This is a genomic window from Bacillus cereus group sp. N14 (assembly GCF_016483555.1).
In the GTDB taxonomy this organism is placed as follows: domain Bacteria; phylum Bacillota; class Bacilli; order Bacillales; family Bacillaceae_G; genus Bacillus_A; species Bacillus_A wiedmannii.
Genome location: NZ_JAEHBQ010000016.1, coordinates 103,277 through 125,653 on the forward strand (window position 1 = coordinate 103,277; position 22,377 = coordinate 125,653).

A 22,377-nucleotide genomic window follows, 5' to 3' on the forward strand; every position below is an offset into this window, starting at 1 on the left:
AAGAAAAAAAGCCGTTCCATAAAGGAACAGCCCTCCTATTTAATCTAAAATTTTCACAAATGGTTCATCTTGCTTTGCTTCACGTATAATAATTGCTTCTGGGCGTTCTACAGATTTAATCGTTACTTGTACTTTCATATAATTCGGGAAGTATTCCATAACAAGCCCAGCTACATATTGTGTAAAACCAATTATTTCTGCTTTCCCATTAAACTGGACAGGAATATCAAGCTTTATTTCTCTTAATTCATCATCTCTATACATACCAGTACCGATAACAGCTGTATAGTCGCCTTGGAAATAATCGCTTAGTTTTGATTTAAAGTTCGATACTCTCGCCAGATCTTCACGTTTATTATCTGTTTTCGCTTGTTCAGATGGGAACAAATAATATTTCTCATTAATTTGTTTCCAATCCTCAACCGTTTCACTGCCTTTTTCAACATTCGCATAAGAAACAAAGTTACCTGGCACGAGTGAAGCCTTTGGAGCCTGACGATAAATTGCAAATGTTATCGGAAGGTTTTTTGTTTCAGGCTGTTTTTGATGCATAAATTTCAAGACTTCTTGCGCCATTTTTTTCCCTTCAGCTACCATTTTTTCTTGCTCAATTTTAGCCTCACGCGGATAACCATGCTCTTCCTCGTAATAATGAACCGAGTTCATCGCTAAACCAATTACAATGCCTTGGCGCTCATCTGATTCGCCTTTTTTCACATAATAATCATGCTCTAAAATATTTGAAATATATATTGGATTTTTTTTATTCTTTTCCTCTAATGATTCAGATCCTCCACCTAACGCTGGGTTTAACCCAATGTTTGGAAATTTAACTGCATCTTTTTTTAATTTGTCCTCTAGTTCCTTTTGTTCAGCATCTGTACGCTTTCTTTTAACAAGCATCTGCACATTTTGAGTATCTAGAGTACTTCCACCTTTAAAGAAATGATCTTTCGTACTAAAGGATTCTTTTGCAATACGCATTAATCCTGTTTCAAATTCATCTATATCAAGACGATTACTTACTCCTTGTACAACTAAACCACGTGCAGATCCTGCTTCAAATGGAATAGTCGCCTTATAGTATTCATCCGAAATAGCGTACTTCGGAACGATTGCTTGCTCTTTTGCTTTCCCCGATTTCTCAACCACTTTTTCATCTTTATCGGCACCTGCACTACACCCACTTACGAGTAGGCCAAGGCTTAATACCGCTAATGCTATTTTTTTCATGGTAAGTTTGCACCTCTTACTTATTTAGCTCTTGTAAGAACCTCTCTTCATTCCAAACCTCAACATTATGCTTCTCTGCTTGTGCTAATTTCGAACCTGCTGCTTCACCTGCAACAACTAAATCCGTACTTTTACTAACACTTCCTGTTACTTTTCCACCTAATGCCTCAATCTTTTTCTTCGCTTCACTACGTCCCATAACTTCTAATTTCCCTGTTAAAACGACAGTTTTTCCTGCGAAGTACGACTCAACATTTTGTAAATCAGCAATTTTTATGCCTTTGTATGCCATATTCACGCCATACTCTTTAAATTGTTGTAATAGCTCTAATACGTCTTCATTATCAAAATACGTCACGACGGATTGAGCCATTTTTTCACCAATTTCATTAATTGCTTTTAGTTCTTCTTCCGTTGCTTTCACAAGCGCATCCATCGTTTCGAAATGCTCTGCAAATGTACGTGCTGCTTTCGCTCCAACATGGCGAATACCAAGACCAAATAATAATCGTTCTAATGAGTTGTCTTTAGAATTCTCAATTGCTTGTACTAAATTCGTTGCTGATTTTTCACCGAATCGTTCTAGCTGTAATAATTGCTCTTTCGTCAACGAATATAAATCAGCGAATGTACGAATATAATCAGCATCAAAGAGTTGTGTAATGACACGTTCTCCGAGTCCATCAATATTCATTGCATTTCTTGAAACGAAATGGATTAATCCTTCTCGAATTTGAGCCGGACAAGTTGGATTTATACAGCGAAGTGCTACCTCTTCTTCTAAACGAACTAGTTCACTCTCACATGCTGGGCAATGCGTTGGCATATGATATTCTTCTTCCTCACCAGTACGCTTATCAAAAATAACGTTCACAACTTCAGGAATAATATCTCCGGCCTTCTTCACAACAACATAGTCACCAATTCGAATGTCTTTTTCACGAATTAAATCTTCGTTATGTAAAGAGGCACGACGAACGATAGTACCAGCCACTCGCACTGCCTCTAGCTCTGCAGTCGGTGTTACAACCCCTGTGCGACCAACACTTAATTCAATGCCTGTTAATCTTGTTACAACTTCTTCAGCCGGGAATTTATAAGCAATCGCCCATCTTGGACTCTTTGCTGTAGTTCCTAAACTTTCTTGAAGAGCAACATCATCTACTTTTATAACGATTCCATCGATCTCATAATCAAGATACGGACGTTTTTCTTGCCATTCTTCTACATAAGCTATAACTTCTTCGATTGTTTCACATGTACGACGATTTGGATTTGTTTTGAATCCAAGTTCACCTAAGAAATCAAGCGATTCACTATGTGATGGAATTGTTTTTTCTTCTACATTCGCAAGACCGTACACAAACATAGATAAGTTACGTTTCGCTGCAATTTTGGGATCAAGTTGGCGTATTGAACCTGCTGCCGCATTACGCGGATTCGCAAATACATCTTCACCATTTTGCTCTTTTTCTTCATTTAACTTAACGAATGAACGCTTCGGCATATAAGCTTCGCCTCGTGCTTCTAACGTTACTTCTTCATTTAAACGGAGCGGGATCGCTTTAATTGTTTTTAAATTTTGGGTAATATCTTCCCCTGTTACACCATCACCACGCGTTGCCCCTTGAATGAAGCGTCCTTTTTCATAATGAAGTGAAACAGCAAGTCCGTCAATTTTTAATTCGCATATATATCTTACATTCGCATCATCAATTCCTTGGCGTACTCGTCGGTCGAAATCACGTAAATCTCCTTCGTTAAATGCATTTCCTAAACTTAACATCGGTGACTTATGTGTTACTTTTTCAAATATATCAAGAACCGTTCCCCCAACGCGAATGGAGGGGGAGTCTTCACTCATAAACTCTGGATTCTCTGCTTCTAATTTTATAAGCTCCTGCATATTACGGTCATACTCCGCATCAGAAACAGAAGGATTGTCTAATACGTGATACTGATAGTTAAATGTATTTAACAAATCACGCAGTTCTTCTATACGTTGTTTTGCTATCTCTTTTGACATACCCTCATTCCTTTCCTATTGTTTCGTCACAGGTGCAAATTTTGCTAACAAACGTTTAACACCAATCGGGCTTGGGAACGCAATATCTAATTCTTTTGCATCACCTTCACCTTTTACACTGACAACTGTACCGACTCCCCATTTTTGGTGGGAAGCTTTATCGCCTACTGCCCAGCCAATTTGCTCGCCACCTGTCGTCTTAGCTGCAGGACTCGCGAAAGCTGAACGAGAGCGTGTTGTGGTTGTAGTTGTCATTCTACTTGTACTTGTCGTTCTTCCTTTTGCACCAAACGAAGTTTCACGCTTTGGCGCTGTTTCATTTAACGATTCTACTAGCTCTGCCGGAATTTCTGTAATAAATCGAGAGGCAGCGTTCATACTTGTTCTACCAAATAAAGTACGCATTTGTGCGTTAGATAAATATAACTCTTCTTCTGCACGAGTAATACCTACATAAGCAAGGCGACGCTCTTCCTGCATTTCATCTTCTTCCATTAGAGAACGAGTATGCGGGAATATTCCTTCCTCTAAACCAACAATAAAGACAACTGGGAATTCTAATCCTTTCGCTGAGTGCATCGTCATTAAAATAACTTCCTCACCAGCAGTTGGATCTTCATCGACACGATCAATATCAGCAACAAGCGCTAAGTCTGTTAAGAATGCAACAAGACTCTTATCTTCGCTTTGAGATTCAAATGTTTGCGTAACAGATAAAAACTCATCTAAGTTCTCTAAACGACCTTCTGCTTCTAAAGTACGCTCGTTTTTCAACATATCGCGATAGCCTGTTTTTTCAATAACTTCTTCTACCAATTCTGTAACAGATAAATACTCTTGCATATTTACCCAGTTGTGTAATAAACCTGCGAATTCTTTTACTGCCTTTGTAATTTTTGCACTTACTCCAACATGCTCAATCTCATCGAATACAGCAGTCAATGAGATTCCATTTTGTACACCGTAATTAATAATTTTATCGATAGAAGTCGCACCAATTCCGCGCTTTGGCATGTTAATAATACGTGCGAAACTAATCTCATCATCTGGATTCCCAATTAAACGTAAATACGCCAAAATGTCTTTAATCTCTTTACGATCGTAGAACTTCGTACCGCCGACAATTTTGTAAGGAATATTAGATTTCAGGAAAATCTCCTCGACCATACGAGACTGGGCATTTGTACGATATAACACTGCAAAATCAGTATATTTTCGTTTTCCCATTTGAATATCGTCACGAATTTTTTTCGCAACAAAATATGCTTCGTCTTTTTCCGTCGCAGCACGGTAATATGAGATTTTGCTTCCAACTTGATTGTCTGTCCATAATTTTTTCGGTTTACGGTTTGAATTTTTTTCAATAACAGCATTCGCTGCATTTAAAATATTTTGTGACGAACGATAGTTTTGTTCTAACAGAATAACTTGCGCATTCTCATAGTCTTTTTCGAATGACAAAATGTTAGAAATGTCAGCCCCGCGCCAGCGGTAAATAGACTGATCTGAGTCACCTACAACACATAAATTTTTAAAACGTGCTGCTAAATGTTTTACAAGAAGGTACTGTGCTTTATTCGTATCTTGATACTCATCCACATGAATATATTGGAACTTACGCTGATAAAACTCTAGTACTTCTGGAACACGTTCAAATAGCTGAATCGTTGTCATAATTAAATCATCAAAGTCTAATGAGTTATTTTTCAGAAGACGTTTTTGATATTCTGTATATACATCGCTCGTTAATTTTTCATATGGATCAGCGATTGTAATTTTTTTCGCATATTTATCTGCAGATAACAATTCATTTTTCGCATTACTAATACCAGCTAAAATAGAGCGTGGCTCAAATTTCTTCGGATCAATATTGCGCTCTTTCATAATTTTTTTGACTACAGTTAACTGATCGCCTGAATCTAAGATTGTAAAGTTACGATTAATACCAATACGATCGATATCACGTCGTAAAATACGTACACACATAGAGTGGAACGTAGAAATCCAAATATCTTCTGCTTCTGGTCCGACAAGTGTATCAATACGCTCGCGCATTTCACGAGCCGCTTTATTTGTAAAGGTAATAGCTAGTACATTCCATGGCGCTACACCTTTTTCACCAAGTAAATACGCAATACGATGTGTTAACACACGTGTTTTACCACTACCTGCACCTGCCATTAATAGAAGTGGTCCGTTCGTTGTTTGTACTGCTTTTTGTTGCTGCGGATTTAAACCATTTAATAACTTATCTGTCTTACTCATATACGCCTGCACCTACTCTCCTTTTACTGCTTTAACTGTTTTTAACGCGGATTTTATATCATCATAAATAATATTTCCAACAACTACTGTATCAGCGTATTGTGCCATTTCCTTCGCTTGTTCAGCATTAGAAATACCGCCGCCATAATATAACTTCGCTTGTTTTAATTCTGCTTTTACATTTTTAACAAGTTCAACGTCTCCATACGTACCGCTATATTCTAAATAAAATATCGGTAAACGTAATAGCTTGTCTGCTAAACGCGCGTATGCAATTACATCATCTTCTGTTACATCACATTTCGCATCTGTAAGCTGAGCTACTTTCGCTTCCGGATTTAAAACACAATACCCTTCCATAAAAATTTCATCCCAGTCCATAATATCCCCAAATTCTTTCAAAGCCTCATGATGAACACCTGTTACCCATTCTACCTTTCGGCTATTTAAAACGCTTGGGATATAATAAAAATCAAATCCTGGTGTAATTGCTTCCACATCAGAAACCTCTAACACACAAGGAACTGCATATCTACGAATGCTAACTAGCATGTGTAATACATTATCAATTGTAACTCCATCACTTCCGCCTACAATAACAGCATCTGTTCCAGACTCACAAATCATTTCTAAATGTTCGTCACTTAACTCCTTATTTGGATCAAGCTTAAATACATGTTTCCACCCGGAAATATCGTACATGAAAACACCCTTTCTTTTCTCTATTTATATATATTTCTGTTCAAAATAACAGTTTATTTTCATCAGGATTTTTTTAACTTCATCTTAAATATTTGTTTAAAACGGAGAATTAAGTTTGGAATTCCCTCTTCCATAGTTTTTCAAACGAGAGGATTTAACTTTGAACTTCCTTTTGTGCATTCTTTCATTATAACAAAAAAAGCTACTTACACACACGCACATTCCAACATCTTTTTCAACGTCAAATGTTGGATTACATATCCCAAAAATCACAAGGGATACTAATAAGAGAAATAGTATTATCTATTTCAACTTTCATAAAAAGGAGTGTTTTTCTAATGAAGCAAAACATCGGTACAATAAATGCCCTAATTCGAATTACGCTCGGACTTATCCTCTTCGGCTGTAGTAGCGCTAAACTTGTACGCAAGCCGTGGTGCACTTGGTCTAACGTCTTGCTATGGATTGGTGCAATGAAAATTGCAGAGGGAATTGTTCGTTTCTGCCCTGTTGTTGAAATGTGGAAATTCGGAAAATACATGAATATGGGGGCATTTAAAATGCCTAGCATGAATATCGCTGAAAAGGGACATGCTAAAGAAGAAGTGAACCAAACTTCCAATCACGACAAACCAAAGTCAAATGGAAGTTATGACACTTCTGACAAAGAGATTGAGTCAGCGATTGAAGATATAATCCTGGCAAAACCGCTTTGAATCATTTGTCACGATGCAAGATGCTCTCAAAGGGACTTAGCTGCTGCAGTGGGCGGTTAAGTCTTCTTTATTTTACCATAAGACAGAACGTACATTCTCGTTTCAAACCTCAAAATATACATAAGAGATACTTAATCATTAATTTCAGAAAATTAGGTGTAAAGCCCTTGCATAAAATGATATAAAAGTGATATCATTTATATATCAGGAGGCGATCATATGAAAGAAAAACAAGTTTTTTATGTAAATGGTTTTCTCGGTATTATCGGGATTTTAATTTTAGCCGCTATCGGTGTATTTTTCCTTGTACAAGAAATTTTCATAGGAGCGGCATTAACTATTATTTTAGCCGCAGTTCTTGCTACAGGTATTGGTATTGTTCAACCAAACCAAGCAAAAGTCATTACGTTTTTCGGTAATTATTTAGGAACAATTCGTCAAAACGGTTTATTTTTAACAATTCCATTCGCATTCCGTCAAACTGTATCGTTACGTGTTGAAAACTTTAATAGTAAGAAGTTAAAAGTAAACGATATTGAGGGAAATCCAATTGAAATTGCAGCCGTTATCGTATATAAAGTAGTTGATTCTGCAAAAGCAATGTTCGGTGTTGAACATTACGATCGATTTGTAGAAATTCAAAGTGAAACAGCAATCCGCCACGTCGCAACAAAATATCCTTATGACAATTTCCAAGATGAAACTTGCATCACGTTACGCGGAAATACTGAAGAAATCTCTGAAGAATTAAAACGTGAGTTAGAAGCGCGCCTTGAAATCGCTGGCGTAGAAGTATTAGAAACTCGTTTAACACATTTAGCTTACGCAACAGAAATTGCCCATGCAATGCTACAACGTCAACAAGCAAAAGCAGTATTAGCTGCTAGAAAAGAGATTGTTGAAGGTGCTGTGAAGATGGCGAAAGATTCAATCCATATGTTAGATGAGGAAGGCGTGCTTGAATTAGATGACGAGCGTAAAGCAAATATGGTGAACAACTTATTAGTTGCCATCGTTTCAGATAAAGGTGCGCAACCAGTTATTAATACAGGAAGCCTATACTAAAGGGTTGTAAATCATTATGGCTAAAAAGAAAAGCTTTCCATTACGTATTGATCCTGAATTACACGCAGTCATCGAAAAATGGGCGAATGATGAGTTTCGTAGCGTCAATGCACACATCGAGTATTTACTTCGAGAAATGGCAAAGCAAAAAGGAAAATTGAAAAAAGATAAAGATGCATAAAAAATCCCGCTGAGAAATCAGCGGGATTTTTACATATTAGCTTCTCGTCATCTCATGACCAATTGCACGATATCCTATATCACTTCGGTAAAATAGACCATCACTCTCAATTTTGCCGATTTCTTTATACACCTTATCTTTCGCTGTTTGTAAACTGTCCGCCTTACAAGCGACAAATAGTACACGGCCGCCATTTGTTACAAAGTCACCATGCTTCATCGCTGTACCTGAATGGAAAACAATCACATCTTTCAGTGCATCTAATCCTTTAATAATGTCACCTTTTTTATATGCTTCCGGATATCCTTTTGAAGCAAGTACAACACCAATTACCGCTTCCTCTGACCACTGTAACGTTAATTCACTTTCATCTAATACAGCGTTACATACATCAACTAAATCATTTTCTAAGCGAGGCAATACTACTTCCGTTTCAGGATCACCAAAGCGTGCATTAAATTCAATTACCTTCGGGCCATCATTTGTTAAAATAAGTCCCGCATATAAAATTCCTGTAAACGAACGGTTTTCTGCAATCATTGCCTTGGCAGTTGGATGTAATACCATTTTTATTGCCTCTTGAACTGCTGATTCTGGAATTTGTGGTACTGGAGAATACGCACCCATTCCGCCTGTATTTGGACCTTTATCACCATCAAAAGCTCGTTTATGATCTTGCGCAATTACCATCGGATGCACAGTTGTTCCATTTACAAATGCCATTAATGAAAATTCTTGTCCATCTAAAAACTCTTCAATAACGACCTTCTTGCTCGCTTCACCAAACTTCACATCTTGTAGCATCTCTTTCACAGCTTGTAATGCCTCTTCAAGCGTCATTGCTACCGTTACACCTTTACCAGCAGCTAGGCCGTCAGCTTTAATAACGATTGGCGCACCAACTTTTTGAATATACTGTACTGCTTCTTCATAGTCTGTAAAAGTTTCATATGCTGCAGTTGGAATATCATATTTTTTCATCAATTCTTTCGTGAAAGCCTTACTACCTTCAATAACAGCAGCCGCTTTATTTGGGCCAAACACACGAAGTCCCTCTTCTTTAAAGCGATCAACAATTCCATTCATAAGCGGAATTTCTGGTCCAACGAAAGTTAATTCAACCTTATTCTCTTTAGCAAATAAAACTAATGCGTCAAAATCATTTTCATCAATATCAACTGGTGTTGCAACATCGCGCATACCTTCATTACCCGGTGCTACATATACCTTTTCCACCTTTTCAGATTGCGCAAACTTCCAAGCTAAAGCATGCTCACGCCCACCGCGGCCAATTACTAAAACATTCATATTTCATCCCCCAATACTTAAATAAGTACAAACTAGAAGCTCTGCTCCTAGTTTGTTTTCATATCAATAAAGGTTTAAAAAGGAGGATCAAGAGAACCGAGCAGGTCGAGGCACATTTGACAGGAGGACACGGAATGTAGCTTTCCTACATGAGTACCGCACTGGCAATGCAACGACGACATGCGACAGTTATCTTGACCGGACTTTTTAAACATCCATATCAATAAAGGTTTAAAAAGGAGGATCAAGAGAACCGAACAGGTCGAGGCGCATTCGACAGGAGGACACGGAATGTAGTTTTCCTACATGAGTACCGCACTGGCAATGCAACGACGACATGCGACAGTTATCTTGACCGGACTTTTTAAACATCCTCTATTAGTGCTTGAAATGACGTACGCCAGTGAACACCATCGTAATCCCATACTTATCCGCCACTTTAATAGAATCTTCGTCACGGATTGATCCGCCTGGTTGAATGATTGCTGTAATCCCTGCTCTTGCTGCTTCTTCTACTGTATCTGGCATTGGGAAGAAAGCATCAGATGCAAGTGCGCTACCTTGTGCTTTTTCACCAGCTTGTGTAATTGCGATTTTTGCAGAACCTACACGGTTCATCTGTCCCGCGCCTACACCAACTGTCATGTTATCATTCGCTAAAACAATTGCGTTTGATTTCACATGTTTTACAACTTTCCAAGCTAGTTTTAAATCTTTCCACTCTTGCTCTGATGGTTCACGTTTTGTCGGAATTGAAATTGTACTTTCATCTAATGATAACGTATCTTCCTCTTGAACGAGAAGACCACCTTGTACAGAAGTTAGTTTTTTGCTTGCACTTGTCGCTTTTTCAATATTTACAGTTAGTAGACGTAAGTTTTTCTTACTTTGCAATACTTCTAAAGCTTCTTTTGAGAAAGAAGGTGCAATAATGATTTCTAAGAAAATTTCGTGTAACTTTTCTGCTGTAGCTTTATCAATTTCACGATTTGCTGCAATAATTCCACCAAAGATTGATACTGGGTCTGCTTCATAAGCGCGTGTGTATGCTTCATGAATATCAGTACCCACTCCAACACCACATGGATTCATATGTTTTACTGCTACTACTGCTGGCTCTGTAAATTCTTTTACAATACTAAGTGCTGCATCTGCATCGTTAATATTGTTGTAAGATAATTCTTTACCGTGTAATTGTTCTGCGTATGCAACAGAAGAAGTTACAGCGAATGGTGCTTTATAGAAGGTTGCTTTTTGATGTGGATTTTCTCCATAGCGTAAATCTTGTTTTTTCTCAAATGTCACTGTTAATGTTTCTGGGCTTTCTTCACCCATTTGCTCTGTTAAGTAGTTAGAGATTAACGCATCATATGCCGCTGTATGACGGAATACTTTCGCTGCTAATTTACGTTTTGTTTCTTCTTTTACTTCACCGTTCTCATTCAGTTCTGCTAATACAACATCGTAATCTACTGGATCTACAATTACCGATACAAATTTATGATTTTTCGCAGCAGAGCGAATCATTGTTGGACCACCGATATCAATATTTTCAATTGCATCAGCAAATGTTACATTAGGCTTAGCGATTGTTTCTTTGAATGGGTATAAGTTCACAACAACAAAATCAATTGGCTGCATACCTAATTCATTCATTTGCGCTACATGCGTTTCATTATCGCGAACTGCTAATAGACCACCATGAATGTTTGGATGTAATGTTTTTACGCGGCCATCCATAATTTCTGGGAACCCAGTTACTTCAGAAATACCGATTACTTGCAAGCCGTTTTCTTCTAGTAATTTTTTCGTACCACCTGTTGAGATAACTTCGATCCCTTGTTCTAGTAAACCTTTAACAAATTCTACTACTCCTGTTTTATCTGAAACACTTACTAATGCACGCTTTTTCATTTATCCTTCACCCCTGGTTGTATGTTAGTTAACAGTTGGTTCTTTCACAGATTGAACAATTTGATTCACTGTATTTACGTATAATTTATGTTCAACTTGTTGAATTTTCTTTTGTAAGCTTTCCCTCGTATCCCCTTCAGAAACAACCACTGCTTCTTGCGCAATAATTGGCCCTGTATCCATACCTGCATCTACATAATGAATCGTTACTCCAGTTACTTTCACACCTGCTTCTAACGCTTGACCAACAGCATCTTTCCCTGGAAAACTCGGTAATAATGATGGATGAATATTAATAATCCTTCCGCCGTAAGCTTCTAGTAATGTCGGCCCAATTAAACGCATATATCCAGCTAAAATAACATAATCAATTTCATACTCTTCTAGCTTCTTTAATATTTCTTTTTCAAACGCTTCTTTTGATCCATATGCTTTCGCTGAAAAAGCGAAACATGGAATATGATGATAATGTGCCCGTCCAACAGCGCGTGCTTCTGGTTTATCACATACTAATAAACTAATATCTGCATCTAATCTTTTTTCTTCTACCGCATTGATGAGAGATTGAAAGTTAGAGCCGCTTCCAGAAGCAAAAACTGCTAATCTACTCATAGTGCTGTGCCCCCATTGAAGGTAACGCCAGTCCCTTGTACAGTACGTCCAATAATACGAGCTGTTTCTCCTTGCTCTTCAAGAAGACGAACAATATCTTTTGCCTCTTCTTCCTTCACTGCTACTACCATACCAATACCCATGTTAAAAATATTGAACATTTCTTTCTCTTCTAGTTTTCCCACTTCTTGAAGTAAACTGAAGATCGGTTGAATTTTCCAAGATCCTAATTCAATTTCTGCACCGATTCCTTCTGGTAACATACGTGGAATATTTTCAATGAATCCGCCACCTGTAATATGCGCCATACCGTATACTTCATATTTCTTCAATAGTTCTAAAATAGGTTTGACATAAATTTTCGTTGGTTTTAATAATTCTTCACCAAGAGGTAGTTCCAAGCGTCCGTAAATGCGATCTAAAGATAGTTCTCCATCTTCTAGTAATACTTTTCGTACTAAAGAATAACCATTACTATGAATACCGCTAGATGCTAAGCCAATTAATACTTGACCAGCTTCAATTTTTTCACCTGTTACAATTTTCTTTTTATCAACAATTCCAACTGTAAAACCAGCTAAATCGTATTCTTCCGTAGAATACATTCCTGGCATTTCAGCTGTTTCTCCACCAATTAATGCACAACCAGCTTGGCGACAGCCCTCTGATATACCTTTGACGATGTTTTCAATTTTACTAGGTTCAGCTTTACCACAAGCAATATAATCAAGGAAGAAAAGCGGCTCTGCTCCTTGGACAACAATATCATTTACACACATTGCTACTGCATCAATACCTATTGTGTCATGTTTATCTGCCATAAAAGCGAGCATCAATTTCGTTCCCACGCCATCTGTTCCAGATACTAATACAGGTTCTTCTAATGCAAATTTTGATAGATCAAACATACCTCCAAAACCGCCTAGACCGCCTAGTACTTCTTTTCTCATTGTTGTTTGTACGTGTTTTTTCATGCGAGATACCGCTTCATATCCAGCTTCAATATCTACTCCTGCTTGCTTATATGCATTCGCCATCGTTATTTACACCTCGTCTTTTAATTTCTCCCTATCCAGGGCCGGCCGTTTTAAGAAAGAAGCTAGCTTCTACATCAAAAGAAGTAGAAGCTTTTTTCTTCTTATTTCATACTTTCTAAAAGCTCTTGCTCATAATCATAAAGAGCTGTCGGATAATCTCCATTGAAGTACGCCATACATAGACCGCCGTATTTCCCTTCATATGGACGTCCAATTGCATCTACTAATCCATCTTCACTTAAAAATGTTAAAGAATCTGCTCCGATGATTTGACGGATTTCTTCTATTGAATTATTTGCTGCGATTAATTCTTTTCTCGTTTGAATATCAATGCCATAGAAACATGGATACTTAAGAGGTGGTGAAGCAATTCTTACATGAACTTCTGTCGCTCCAGCCTCGCGAAGCATACGAACAATTCGTTTACTCGTCGTTCCTCTTACGATAGAATCGTCAATCATCACAACTCGTTTTCCTTCAACTACGCCTCTTACTGCTGAAAGCTTCATCTTAACCCCTTGCTCACGCAGTTCTTGAGAGGGTTGAATAAACGTACGTCCAACGTAACGATTTTTAATTAATCCTAACTCATATGGAATTCCTGTCGCCTCCGCATAACCAATTGCCGCTGAAATACTAGAGTCTGGTACACCAGTAACAACATCAGCTTCAATAGGAGCTTCTGCCGCTAAACGTTTTCCCATGTTTTTACGTGCTGCATGGACGTTAATACCTGCAATATTAGAATCCGGACGTGCAAAGTAAATGTACTCCATACTACAAATTGCATGATCTACTTCATTTGTAAAACGATCTACATGAATTCCTTCATCATTGATGATAAGCAATTCACCTGGTTCTACATCACGAATGTATGTTGCACCTACTACATCGAAAGCACATGTTTCTGATGCTACAACGTAAGCATCTCCCATCTTTCCAATTGAAAGAGGACGGAATCCATTCGGGTCTAGCGCAACGATCATTTCATTTCCAGTTAGTAAAAGATATGCGAACGCACCTTTCACTTTATTTAGAGCCTCTTTTACACTTTCAATTAAAGAATCTTTCGTACTACGTTTAATGAGATGTAAAAGTACCTCTGTATCTGAACTTGTTTGGAAAATACTTCCCTCTGCCTCTAATTCACGACGAAGCATCTTTGCATTAATTAAATTTCCGTTATGAGCTAATGCCATACTATGATCAGAAAAACGGAATAATAATGGTTGAACGTTAGCAACTTCACTTCCGCCAGCTGTCGCATATCGTACATGTCCAATTGCTGATTTTCCGTTTAAGCCTTCTAGCTCACCTCTTGAAAATACTTCCGATATTAAACCTAACCCCTTGTGACCGACGATTTTCTCACCATTATTTACGACGATGCCTGCGCCTTCTTGTCCACGGTGCTGTAAACTATGCAATCCGTAGTACGAAACTTGTGCTGCATTTTCATGCCCCCAAATTCCGAAAACGCCACATTCTTCATTTAACCCCTTTATTTCAGCAAGCATGGGATTGCCCCTTTCCAAGCCTTTCTCATTTCATCTACATTTGCTGTAAGTAATACTTCATTTTCTTCATTATGAATTGTTACTTCATTTGTATTTGTCACTTCTCCAACTTGAATTGCTTCTACCGCTTTCTCGAACGCTTCTTTATTTTCACGTTTTACAGTTATAACGAAGCGCGATTGTGATTCAGCGAATAATGCTGCTGTTGCTTCTCCGTCTAATTTCACAGTAGCACCTAAACCTTTTGCACCAATTGCACTTTCAGTAATTGCAACTGCTAAACCACCTTCTGCAACATCATGAGCAGATTGAACAAGGCCAGCTTGAATTGCTTCTAATACTTGTTTTTGGCGCTTTAATTCTACGTCTAGATCGATGCTTGGTGATTGACCGAAAATTTTGCCGTGAATCATTTTCTGTAATTCACTTCCACCAAACTCAGCTTTCGTCTCTCCAATTACATAAACTAAATCGCCAGCTTGCTTGAACTCTTGTGTTGTTACATGTTTTAAATCGTGTACAAGTCCAACCATCCCAACTGTCGGTGTTGGATATACAGCTTCACCACTACGTTCGTTATACATTGATACGTTTCCGCCGATAACTGGCGTTTGTAATGTACGACAAGCTTCACTCATACCATCTACTGATTTCTCAATTTGCCAGAAGATTTCTGGTTTTTCTGGATTACCGAAGTTTAAGCAATCTGTAATTGCAAGTGGCTCTCCCCCAGAACATACGATATTACGTGCTGCCTCTGCTACTGCAATTTTACCGCCCACTTCTGGATCTAAATAAATATAGCGAGAATTACAATCTGTCGTCATTGCTAACCCTTTTTCTGTACCGCGTACACGTACAACTGCTGCATCTGAACCTGGTGTAACAACTGTGCTTGTGCGAACTTGATAATCATATTGATCATAAACCCACTCTTTACTTGCAATCGTCGGTTGTTGTAATAGAGCGAATAACGTTTCTTTATAATTTTCTACTTTTGGTGTTTCCATTTTCATTGCCTGGAATTCAGCAAAGTATGCTGCTTCTTTTGATGGCTTATGATAAATTGGTGCTTCTTCCGCAAGAGCATCTGCTGGTACTTCAGCTACCTTTTCACCTTTATGGAATAAGCGAAGCATTTTGTCTTCCGTTACTTTCCCCATCGTAACGGCTGCAAGACCATACTTCTCAAATAAATCTACTATTTCTTGCTCTCTACCCTTTTTCACAACGATTAACATACGTTCTTGTGATTCAGATAGCATCATTTCATATGGTGTCATTCCTGTTTCGCGCTGTGGTACATCATCTAAGTACATTTCAATACCCATACCTGCTTTACTTGCCATTTCTGCAGAAGATGATGTTAAACCAGCTGCACCCATATCTTGAATTCCAACAAGTGCATCCGACTGAATAAGTTCTAAGCAAGCTTCAATAAGAAGTTTCTCCATAAATGGATCTCCTACTTGAACTGCTGGACGCTTCGCTTCTGAGCTTTCAGATAACTCTTCAGATGCGAATGTTGCACCGTGAATACCGTCACGACCAGTTGATGCTCCTACGTACATTACTGTATTTCCAGCACCGTGCGCTTGCCCCTTTTTAATATCTTCATGATTAATTAAGCCTACGCACATTGCATTTACAAGTGGATTTCCTTCATAACATGGATCAAACTGTACTTCGCCGCCAACAGTCGGAATGCCGATACAGTTACCGTATCCTGCAATCCCTGCCACTACTTCTTCGAATAAATATTTCACACGTGGTGACTGTAATTCACCGAAGCGAAGTGAGTTTAATAGAGCTACCGGGCGTGCTCCCATAGAGAATACGTCACGGATAATACCACCAACGCCTGTTGCTGCTCCTTGATATGGTTCAATAGCAGAAGGATGGTTATGACTTTCCATTTTAAATACAACCGCTTGATTATCACCGATATCTACAATTCCAGCACCTTCCCCAGGTCCTTGCAGAACGCGCTCACCTGTTGTTGGGAATTTTCGAAGTACTGGTTTTGAATTTTTATAACTGCAATGTTCAGACCACATAACAGAGAATAATCCTGTTTCTGTATAATTTGGCAGACGGCCTAAAATCTTTTCAACCATGGCAAACTCTTCGTCTGTTAGCCCCATTTCCGCATATATGCGCTCTTCTTTAATTTGTGTTGGATTTGGTTCAAGCATTAACGACATATGTTTCCCTCCACTGTTTTAAGATAGATTGAAAGACTTTTAACCCTTCAGCACCGCCAAGTAATTCATCTACAGCACGCTCTGGGTGTGGCATCATACCAAGTACATTTCCTTTTTCATTTACAATACCAGCAATATCTGAAACGCTTCCATTCGGGTTTTCTACGTAACGGAATGCGATTTGATTATTCTCTTCTAATTGTTTAAGAGTCTCTTCATCACAATAGTAGTTCCCCTCACCATGCGCAATTGGAATATTGATTACTTCATCTTTTTCATATTGTGATGTAAACATCGTTTCATTATTTTCAACACGCAGCTGAACTGTTCGGCACATAAATTTTAAGTTTTCATTTCTCATTAACGCTCCTGGTAGTAATCCTGATTCAACAAGAATCTGGAATCCATTACATACACCTAAAATCGGCTTTCCTTGCTCAGCAGCTTTTTGCACTGCTTTCATTGCATTCGCGAAGCGAGAAATAGCACCACAACGTAAATAGTCACCGTAAGAGAATCCACCAGGTAGTAAAATTGCATCATATTCATCTAAATTCTCTCTATCGTGCCAAACGTAATCTACTTCTTCACCAAGCTCATCTTTAATTGCATGGAACATATCGACATCACAGTTCGAACCTGGGAATACTATGACTGCAAATTTCACTGTGCGACAACCTCCTCAACTTCATAACGGAAGTCTTCCATTACAACGTTTGTTAATAGTTTTTCACACATTTCTTTTACCTTTGCATCAAGGTCAGATACTGATTTATCAATTGTTAATTCCATATATTTTCCGATTCGAACGTCTTGTACTTCTGTGAACGAAAGACTATGAAGTGCCCCTTTTACTGCTGTTCCTTGTGGATCTAATACACTTTCTCTTAACGTTACATATACCTTAACTTTATACATGTGAAATTCCCCCTAAACGTTTTAAAATCTCTTCATAAGCTTCTGTTAAATTTCCAAGGTCACGACGGAATACGTCTTTATCAAATTTTTCATTGCTCGTTTCATCCCATAAACGGCAAGTATCTGGTGAAATTTCATCCGCTAAAATGATTTCCCCTTCATCTGTTACACCAAACTCTAATTTAAAATCTACTAATCTTACACGACAGCTTGCGAAATGATCAATCAACACTTGATTGATTTGTAGAGCCATATCTCGTAATACGCTTACTTGCTCTGGTGATGCAACGTTTAATACACGAATATGATCTTCCGTTACAAGCGGATCTCCTAAATCATCATCTTTGAAGTAAAATTCTACGATTGGTTCTGCAAGTACAGTTCCCTCTTCCATTCCTAATCGTTTTGAAAGACTTCCTGCAATTACATTTCTTGTGACAACTTCTAGAGGAATAATACTCACTTTTTTAACAAGTTGCTCTGTTTCAGATAACTTCTCTACGAAATGTGTTTTTATTCCTACTTCTTGTAACTTTCTGAACAATAAAGTTGTAATCTCATTGTTCAAACGACCTTTTCCTGTAATCGTCTCTTTTTTCTCCCCATTGAAAGCAGTCGCACTATCTTTGTACTCTACCCAAACCATATCTGCTGATTCTGTACGATAAATTCTTTTTGCCTTACCTTCATACAGCAATTCTAGCTTTTGCATTTCGCAAGCCCCCTGTAGTTTGAAAAATGTGAATAATGTTTTTATAAAGAATGGCACAGAATGACTCTATTCTGTGCCATATGAAATTTTACGCTTCGTTTAACCCAAGGCGTTCAAAGATTGTATCAACGTGTTGCATATGATGCTCATAGTTGAAGCATTCATTAATTTCTTCTTGTGATAACTTGCTCGTAATACGCTCATCAGCTTCTACAAGCTCTTTAAATTGTACTTGTGTTTCCCAAGCTTCCATCGCTTTAGGCTGTACGATATCATAAGCTTCTTCACGTACCATACCTTTGTCGATTAATGTAAGCATTACACGCTGAGAATAAATTAAGCCGTATGTTCTTGTCATATTGCGTTTCATATTCTCTGGGTATACAGTTAAGTTTTTAACGATATTACCAAAGCGATTTAGCATGTAATTTAATGCGATTGTAGCATCTGGTAAAATTACGCGTTCTGCCGAAGAGTGAGAAATATCACGCTCATGCCATAATGGAACATTCTCATAAGCTGTCATCATATAACCGCGGATAACACGAGCTAAACCAGTCATATTTTCTGATCCAATTGGATTACGTTTATGTGGCATTGCAGAAGAACCTTTTTGGCCTTTTGCGAAAGCTTCTTCAACTTCACGTGTTTCACTCTTTTGTAAACCACGAATCTCAACTGCCATCTTTTCAATAGATGTTGCGATTAGTGCAAGTGTTGACATGTAATGAGCATGGCGATCACGTTGCAATGTTTGTGTTGAAATTGGTGCTGCTTCTAATCCTAAGTTTTCACAAACATACTTTTCTACGAATGGATCGATATTTGCGTATGTACCAACCGCACCAGATAATTTACCAACGCGAACTGTATCAGCAGCTTGTTTGAAACGCTCTACGTTACGTTTCATTTCTTCATACCAAAGACCAAGTTTTAAACCAAATGTTGTTGGTTCTGCATGAACACCGTGTGTTCTTCCCATCATGATCGTGTATTTATGCTCTTTCGCTTTGTTAGCTAAAATGCTTACAAAGTTCTCTAAGTCTTTTAATATGATTTCATTCGCTTGTTTTAAGATGTAAGATAACGCTGTATCTACTACGTCTGTAGATGTTAAACCGTAATGAACCCATTTACGTTCCTCACCTAATGTTGGTGTTTCTGATACAGCACGAGTGAATGCAACTACATCATGACGTGTCTCTTTTTCAATTTCATAAATACGATCAATATCAAATGATGCATGCTCACGAATTTTTTTAACATCTTCTTTTGGAATATCGCCAAGCTCAGCCCATGCTTCACAAGCTAAAATCTCAACTTCTAACCACGCTTTAAATTTGTTCTCTTCCGTCCAAATTGCACCCATTTCTGGGCGTGTATAACGACTAATCATCTTTTTCCCTCCAACAGTTGTTCTTGATGGTCCCAAATATGCAAACTCTTCGCTTTTTCTAGAGCGACTTCAATATTATCATTTAAAATATTAACATGCCCCATTTTCCGCTGCGCTTTTGCTTCTTCTTTTCCATACAAGTGTAAATAGCACCCGGTTAATCTATTCACTTGTCTTAGGACCCCTTCTATATGTTCGCCTAAAATGTTTACCATGACAACTGGTTTTAACAAATTTGTTTCTCCAAGAGGTAAATTACAGATTGCTCGAATATGTTGACCGAATTGACTCGTTTCACATGCATCCTGTGTATAGTGTCCTGAATTGTGAGGTCTTGGTGCTAATTCATTAATGTAAATCTCACCATCAGCTGTAGCAAACATCTCTACCGCTAGTGTTCCCACAAGTTCTAGTTCATCCGCGAGCACTTTTGCATAAGCAATTGCTTTTTGAGAAAGTTCTTCTGTAATGCGAGCTGGAACGATAGATTCATGCAAAATGTTATTTACATGAATATTTTCCGCTACCGGAAACACTTTCGTTTCACCACTTACACTACGAATCACAATAACTGATACTTCTTTTTCAAAAGGCACCCATTTCTCTAAAATACACTCTGCTGCATTCGCAAGCTCTCGAGCTTTATCAACGTCAGCCTCACTTCTTAAAACAACTTGACCTTTCCCATCATATCCGCCTGTCGTCGTTTTCAAGACGGAAGGATATGATAACTCAGTAATTGCTTCAGTAAGCTGATCTTGATTTTGAACTAATCTATACGTTGCTACTGGTAGCCCAGCTTTCTCAATCGCATTCTTTTCTGTAAAACGATTTTGTGTTTTACTTAACAACTGACTGCCTTGCGGTAAGTAAGCATGTTTTTCAAGCCATTGTAAACATCTATAATCAATATTCTCAAATTCATATGTGACAACATCACTAATCTCCGCTAAATGCTGAATTGCTTTTAAATCGTCATATGGTGCAACAATTTCAATATCAGCAACTTGTGCACATGGTGAATTTTTTGTAGGATCTAAAACAGCAATTTTATATCCCATCTCCTTAGCTGCCAATGCCATCATTCTTCCTAGCTGGCCGCCTCCAATAATGCCGATTGTTTTTCCAGGTAAAATGATTCTCGTCATACTAGCTCACTACCTTCGCGCACATCTTTTTCAATCGCTTCTCTTCTCAATTCTAATGCATCATGTATATCATCATGGAATGATCCAAGTATTTGTGCAGCAAGTAAACCAGCATTTGTTGAACCAGCCTTACCAATTGCAACAGTTGCAACTGGAACCCCTCCTGGCATTTGGACGATGGATAATAATGAATCTAAGCCGTTTAACGCTTTTGATTGAACTGGAACTCCAATTACAGGAAGATTCGTCTTCGCTGCAACCATTCCTGGTAAATGCGCTGCGCCACCAGCTCCAGCAATAATAACTTTCAACCCACGTTCACGAGCCGTCTCTGCATATTCAAACATATAATCCGGAGTCCGATGAGCAGATACAACTTTTTTCTCATACGGTATATTTAATTCATCTAAAATGTCACAAGCATATTTCATTGTTTCCCAGTCTGACGTGCTTCCCATTATGACTCCAACTAGTGATTTCATATTAGAATCCCCCCGATTCAAATAAAAAAAGCCTGAAATAGAACAGTTTCTCTTTTACTATGAGAGAAAGCGCTCTACTCAGGCATACGTATCCCTTGTGAATAGAAAAATACCGAGTGACTTTCCCTCATAGTCTAACGAATAACGGTCGTTAGGTAGAGACTTGCAGGCCATATCCCCGCGATTATATGAGGTCTTATATATTATTCTTTCTATGGCTATATTAACAATATTTCATAAACAATGTCAACAAATAATCGAATGTTTTTTTATTACTCACCAATAACGTTCGTGTTTTAGTTATATTCAAAAGAATAATTGTAACTATATGCAAGAAGGATAAGAAATTAGAATATATATTTCTAGAGATCTATTGTACACATAACGGTTTGTATACTTATTTCGTATGCTTTAATATAAAGCATATCGTTTATATTCATTTTATAAGGAAGACAATAATGATTGAATACTTATTTATATCATCCCACTTTTTAAAATATATACTTGTGGTAGAAATAACGTTTCCTATCATAGAGATTATTTTAGGAACACTCGGAAAACCTAGAAAATAAAAAATCATTGCTAGTACTTTAAATAGCCTCATTTTCATTCTTTAAGATTACTAAATTTATGAATTTTAACAGGTGATACATAAAAATAAACACAAAAAAACCTAAGTCGAATCGACTTAGGTTTTTGCTTGGCGACGTCCTACTCTCACAGGGACAAGGTCCCAACTACCATCGGCGCTAGAGAGCTTAACTTCCGTGTTCGGTATGGGAACGGGTGTGACCTCTCTGCCATCATCACCAAACTATGAAGGCATATTCCTTCAAAACTAGATAACATTGCTTCATATTATATGGTTAAGTCCTCGATCTATTAGTATTCGTCAGCTCCACATGTCACCATGCTTCCACCTCGAACCTATCAACCTGATC

The 22,377-nt window shown here is 38.0% G+C and carries 19 protein-coding genes, 1 rRNA gene and 1 riboswitch; of the genes, 3 read left to right on the forward strand and 17 right to left on the reverse strand.

What is annotated here, in order from left to right:
* Positions 1–39: 39 nt before the first annotated feature.
* From JDS82_RS20865 to pcrB, 4 genes are read right to left on the reverse strand one after another with little or no spacing between them, the layout of a single operon-like run.
* A complete protein-coding gene (locus JDS82_RS20865) occupies positions 40–1,233 on the reverse strand; it encodes a CamS family sex pheromone protein (RefSeq protein WP_000717038.1) in 1,194 nt (397 codons plus the stop codon).
* A gap of 16 nt (positions 1,234–1,249) precedes the next feature.
* Positions 1,250–3,259, reverse strand: coding sequence for an NAD-dependent DNA ligase LigA (gene ligA, locus JDS82_RS20870; RefSeq protein ID WP_199713862.1), 2,010 nt, complete (start codon positions 3,257–3,259; stop codon positions 1,250–1,252).
* Between the two features lie 15 nt (positions 3,260–3,274).
* Positions 3,275–5,524, reverse strand: coding sequence for a DNA helicase PcrA (pcrA, locus tag JDS82_RS20875; protein ID WP_199713863.1), 2,250 nt, complete (start codon positions 5,522–5,524; stop codon positions 3,275–3,277).
* Between the two features lie 12 nt (positions 5,525–5,536).
* On the reverse strand, positions 5,537–6,226 hold the full coding sequence (pcrB, locus tag JDS82_RS20880; protein WP_000272092.1) for a heptaprenylglyceryl phosphate synthase: 690 nt from the start codon (positions 6,224–6,226) through the stop codon (positions 5,537–5,539).
* 338 nt (positions 6,227–6,564) lie between these two features.
* Between pcrB and JDS82_RS20885 the strand changes: the two genes are divergently transcribed.
* From JDS82_RS20885 to JDS82_RS20895, 3 genes are all read left to right on the forward strand, one after another.
* Positions 6,565–6,942, forward strand: coding sequence for a YgaP family membrane protein (locus JDS82_RS20885; protein WP_199713864.1), 378 nt, complete (start codon positions 6,565–6,567; stop codon positions 6,940–6,942).
* Between the two features lie 219 nt (positions 6,943–7,161).
* Positions 7,162–8,007 carry an SPFH domain-containing protein gene (locus JDS82_RS20890; protein ID WP_000660682.1) on the forward strand — a complete coding sequence of 282 codons (846 nt, stop codon included), beginning with the start codon at positions 7,162–7,164 and terminating at the stop codon, positions 8,005–8,007.
* Positions 8,008–8,023: 16 nt separating this feature from the next.
* On the forward strand, positions 8,024–8,188 hold the full coding sequence (locus JDS82_RS20895) for a type II toxin-antitoxin system antitoxin (protein ID WP_001085171.1): 165 nt from the start codon (positions 8,024–8,026) through the stop codon (positions 8,186–8,188).
* Between the two features lie 36 nt (positions 8,189–8,224).
* Here JDS82_RS20895 and purD read toward each other — a convergent pair whose 3' ends face one another.
* The 13 genes from purD to rrf all read right to left on the reverse strand — a co-directional run bounded on the left by purD (position 8,225) and on the right by rrf (position 22,250).
* Positions 8,225–9,496 carry a phosphoribosylamine--glycine ligase gene (purD, locus tag JDS82_RS20900; RefSeq protein ID WP_048560181.1) on the reverse strand — a complete coding sequence of 424 codons (1,272 nt, stop codon included), beginning with the start codon at positions 9,494–9,496 and terminating at the stop codon, positions 8,225–8,227.
* Positions 9,497–9,874: 378 nt separating this feature from the next.
* The gene (purH, locus tag JDS82_RS20905) at positions 9,875–11,410 is read right to left on the reverse strand and encodes a bifunctional phosphoribosylaminoimidazolecarboxamide formyltransferase/IMP cyclohydrolase (protein WP_199713865.1); all 1,536 of its coding nucleotides are present in this window, start codon (positions 11,408–11,410) and stop codon (positions 9,875–9,877) included.
* Between the two features lie 24 nt (positions 11,411–11,434).
* Positions 11,435–12,022 carry a phosphoribosylglycinamide formyltransferase gene (purN, locus tag JDS82_RS20910; RefSeq protein WP_000088565.1) on the reverse strand — a complete coding sequence of 196 codons (588 nt, stop codon included), beginning with the start codon at positions 12,020–12,022 and terminating at the stop codon, positions 11,435–11,437.
* On the reverse strand, positions 12,019–13,059 hold the full coding sequence (gene purM, locus JDS82_RS20915) for a phosphoribosylformylglycinamidine cyclo-ligase (RefSeq protein WP_001262447.1): 1,041 nt from the start codon (positions 13,057–13,059) through the stop codon (positions 12,019–12,021). Before purM ends, purN begins: the two co-directional genes overlap by 4 nt.
* Before the next feature lie 101 nt (positions 13,060–13,160).
* On the reverse strand, positions 13,161–14,576 hold the full coding sequence (gene purF / locus JDS82_RS20920) for an amidophosphoribosyltransferase (protein WP_000879030.1): 1,416 nt from the start codon (positions 14,574–14,576) through the stop codon (positions 13,161–13,163).
* A complete protein-coding gene (gene purL / locus JDS82_RS20925) occupies positions 14,561–16,780 on the reverse strand; it encodes a phosphoribosylformylglycinamidine synthase II (protein WP_046953712.1) in 2,220 nt (739 codons plus the stop codon). Before purL ends, purF begins: the two co-directional genes overlap by 16 nt.
* Entirely contained in the window at positions 16,764–17,447 is a 684-nt protein-coding gene (purQ, locus tag JDS82_RS20930; RefSeq protein WP_000666772.1) for a phosphoribosylformylglycinamidine synthase subunit PurQ, read from the reverse strand. The genes purL and purQ overlap by 17 nt, the downstream gene beginning before the upstream one ends.
* Positions 17,444–17,698, reverse strand: coding sequence for a phosphoribosylformylglycinamidine synthase subunit PurS (gene purS / locus JDS82_RS20935; protein ID WP_000278821.1), 255 nt, complete (start codon positions 17,696–17,698; stop codon positions 17,444–17,446). The genes purQ and purS overlap by 4 nt, the downstream gene beginning before the upstream one ends.
* Positions 17,691–18,410, reverse strand: coding sequence for a phosphoribosylaminoimidazolesuccinocarboxamide synthase (gene purC / locus JDS82_RS20940; protein WP_001170543.1), 720 nt, complete (start codon positions 18,408–18,410; stop codon positions 17,691–17,693). The genes purS and purC overlap by 8 nt, the downstream gene beginning before the upstream one ends.
* Positions 18,411–18,498: 88 nt before the next feature.
* Positions 18,499–19,806, reverse strand: a complete 1,308-nt coding sequence (purB, locus tag JDS82_RS20945) for an adenylosuccinate lyase (protein WP_000625686.1) — start codon at positions 19,804–19,806, stop codon at positions 18,499–18,501.
* Positions 19,803–20,954, reverse strand: coding sequence for a 5-(carboxyamino)imidazole ribonucleotide synthase (gene purK, locus JDS82_RS20950; protein ID WP_000196788.1), 1,152 nt, complete (start codon positions 20,952–20,954; stop codon positions 19,803–19,805). The genes purB and purK overlap by 4 nt, the downstream gene beginning before the upstream one ends.
* Positions 20,951–21,436, reverse strand: coding sequence for a 5-(carboxyamino)imidazole ribonucleotide mutase (purE, locus tag JDS82_RS20955; protein WP_000839367.1), 486 nt, complete (start codon positions 21,434–21,436; stop codon positions 20,951–20,953). Before purE ends, purK begins: the two co-directional genes overlap by 4 nt.
* A 110-nt stretch (positions 21,437–21,546) precedes the next feature.
* Positions 21,547–21,648, reverse strand: a riboswitch (purine riboswitch).
* Between the two features lie 486 nt (positions 21,649–22,134).
* Positions 22,135–22,250, reverse strand: a 5S ribosomal RNA gene (rrf, locus tag JDS82_RS20960).
* Between the last annotated feature and the right edge of the window lie 127 nt (positions 22,251–22,377).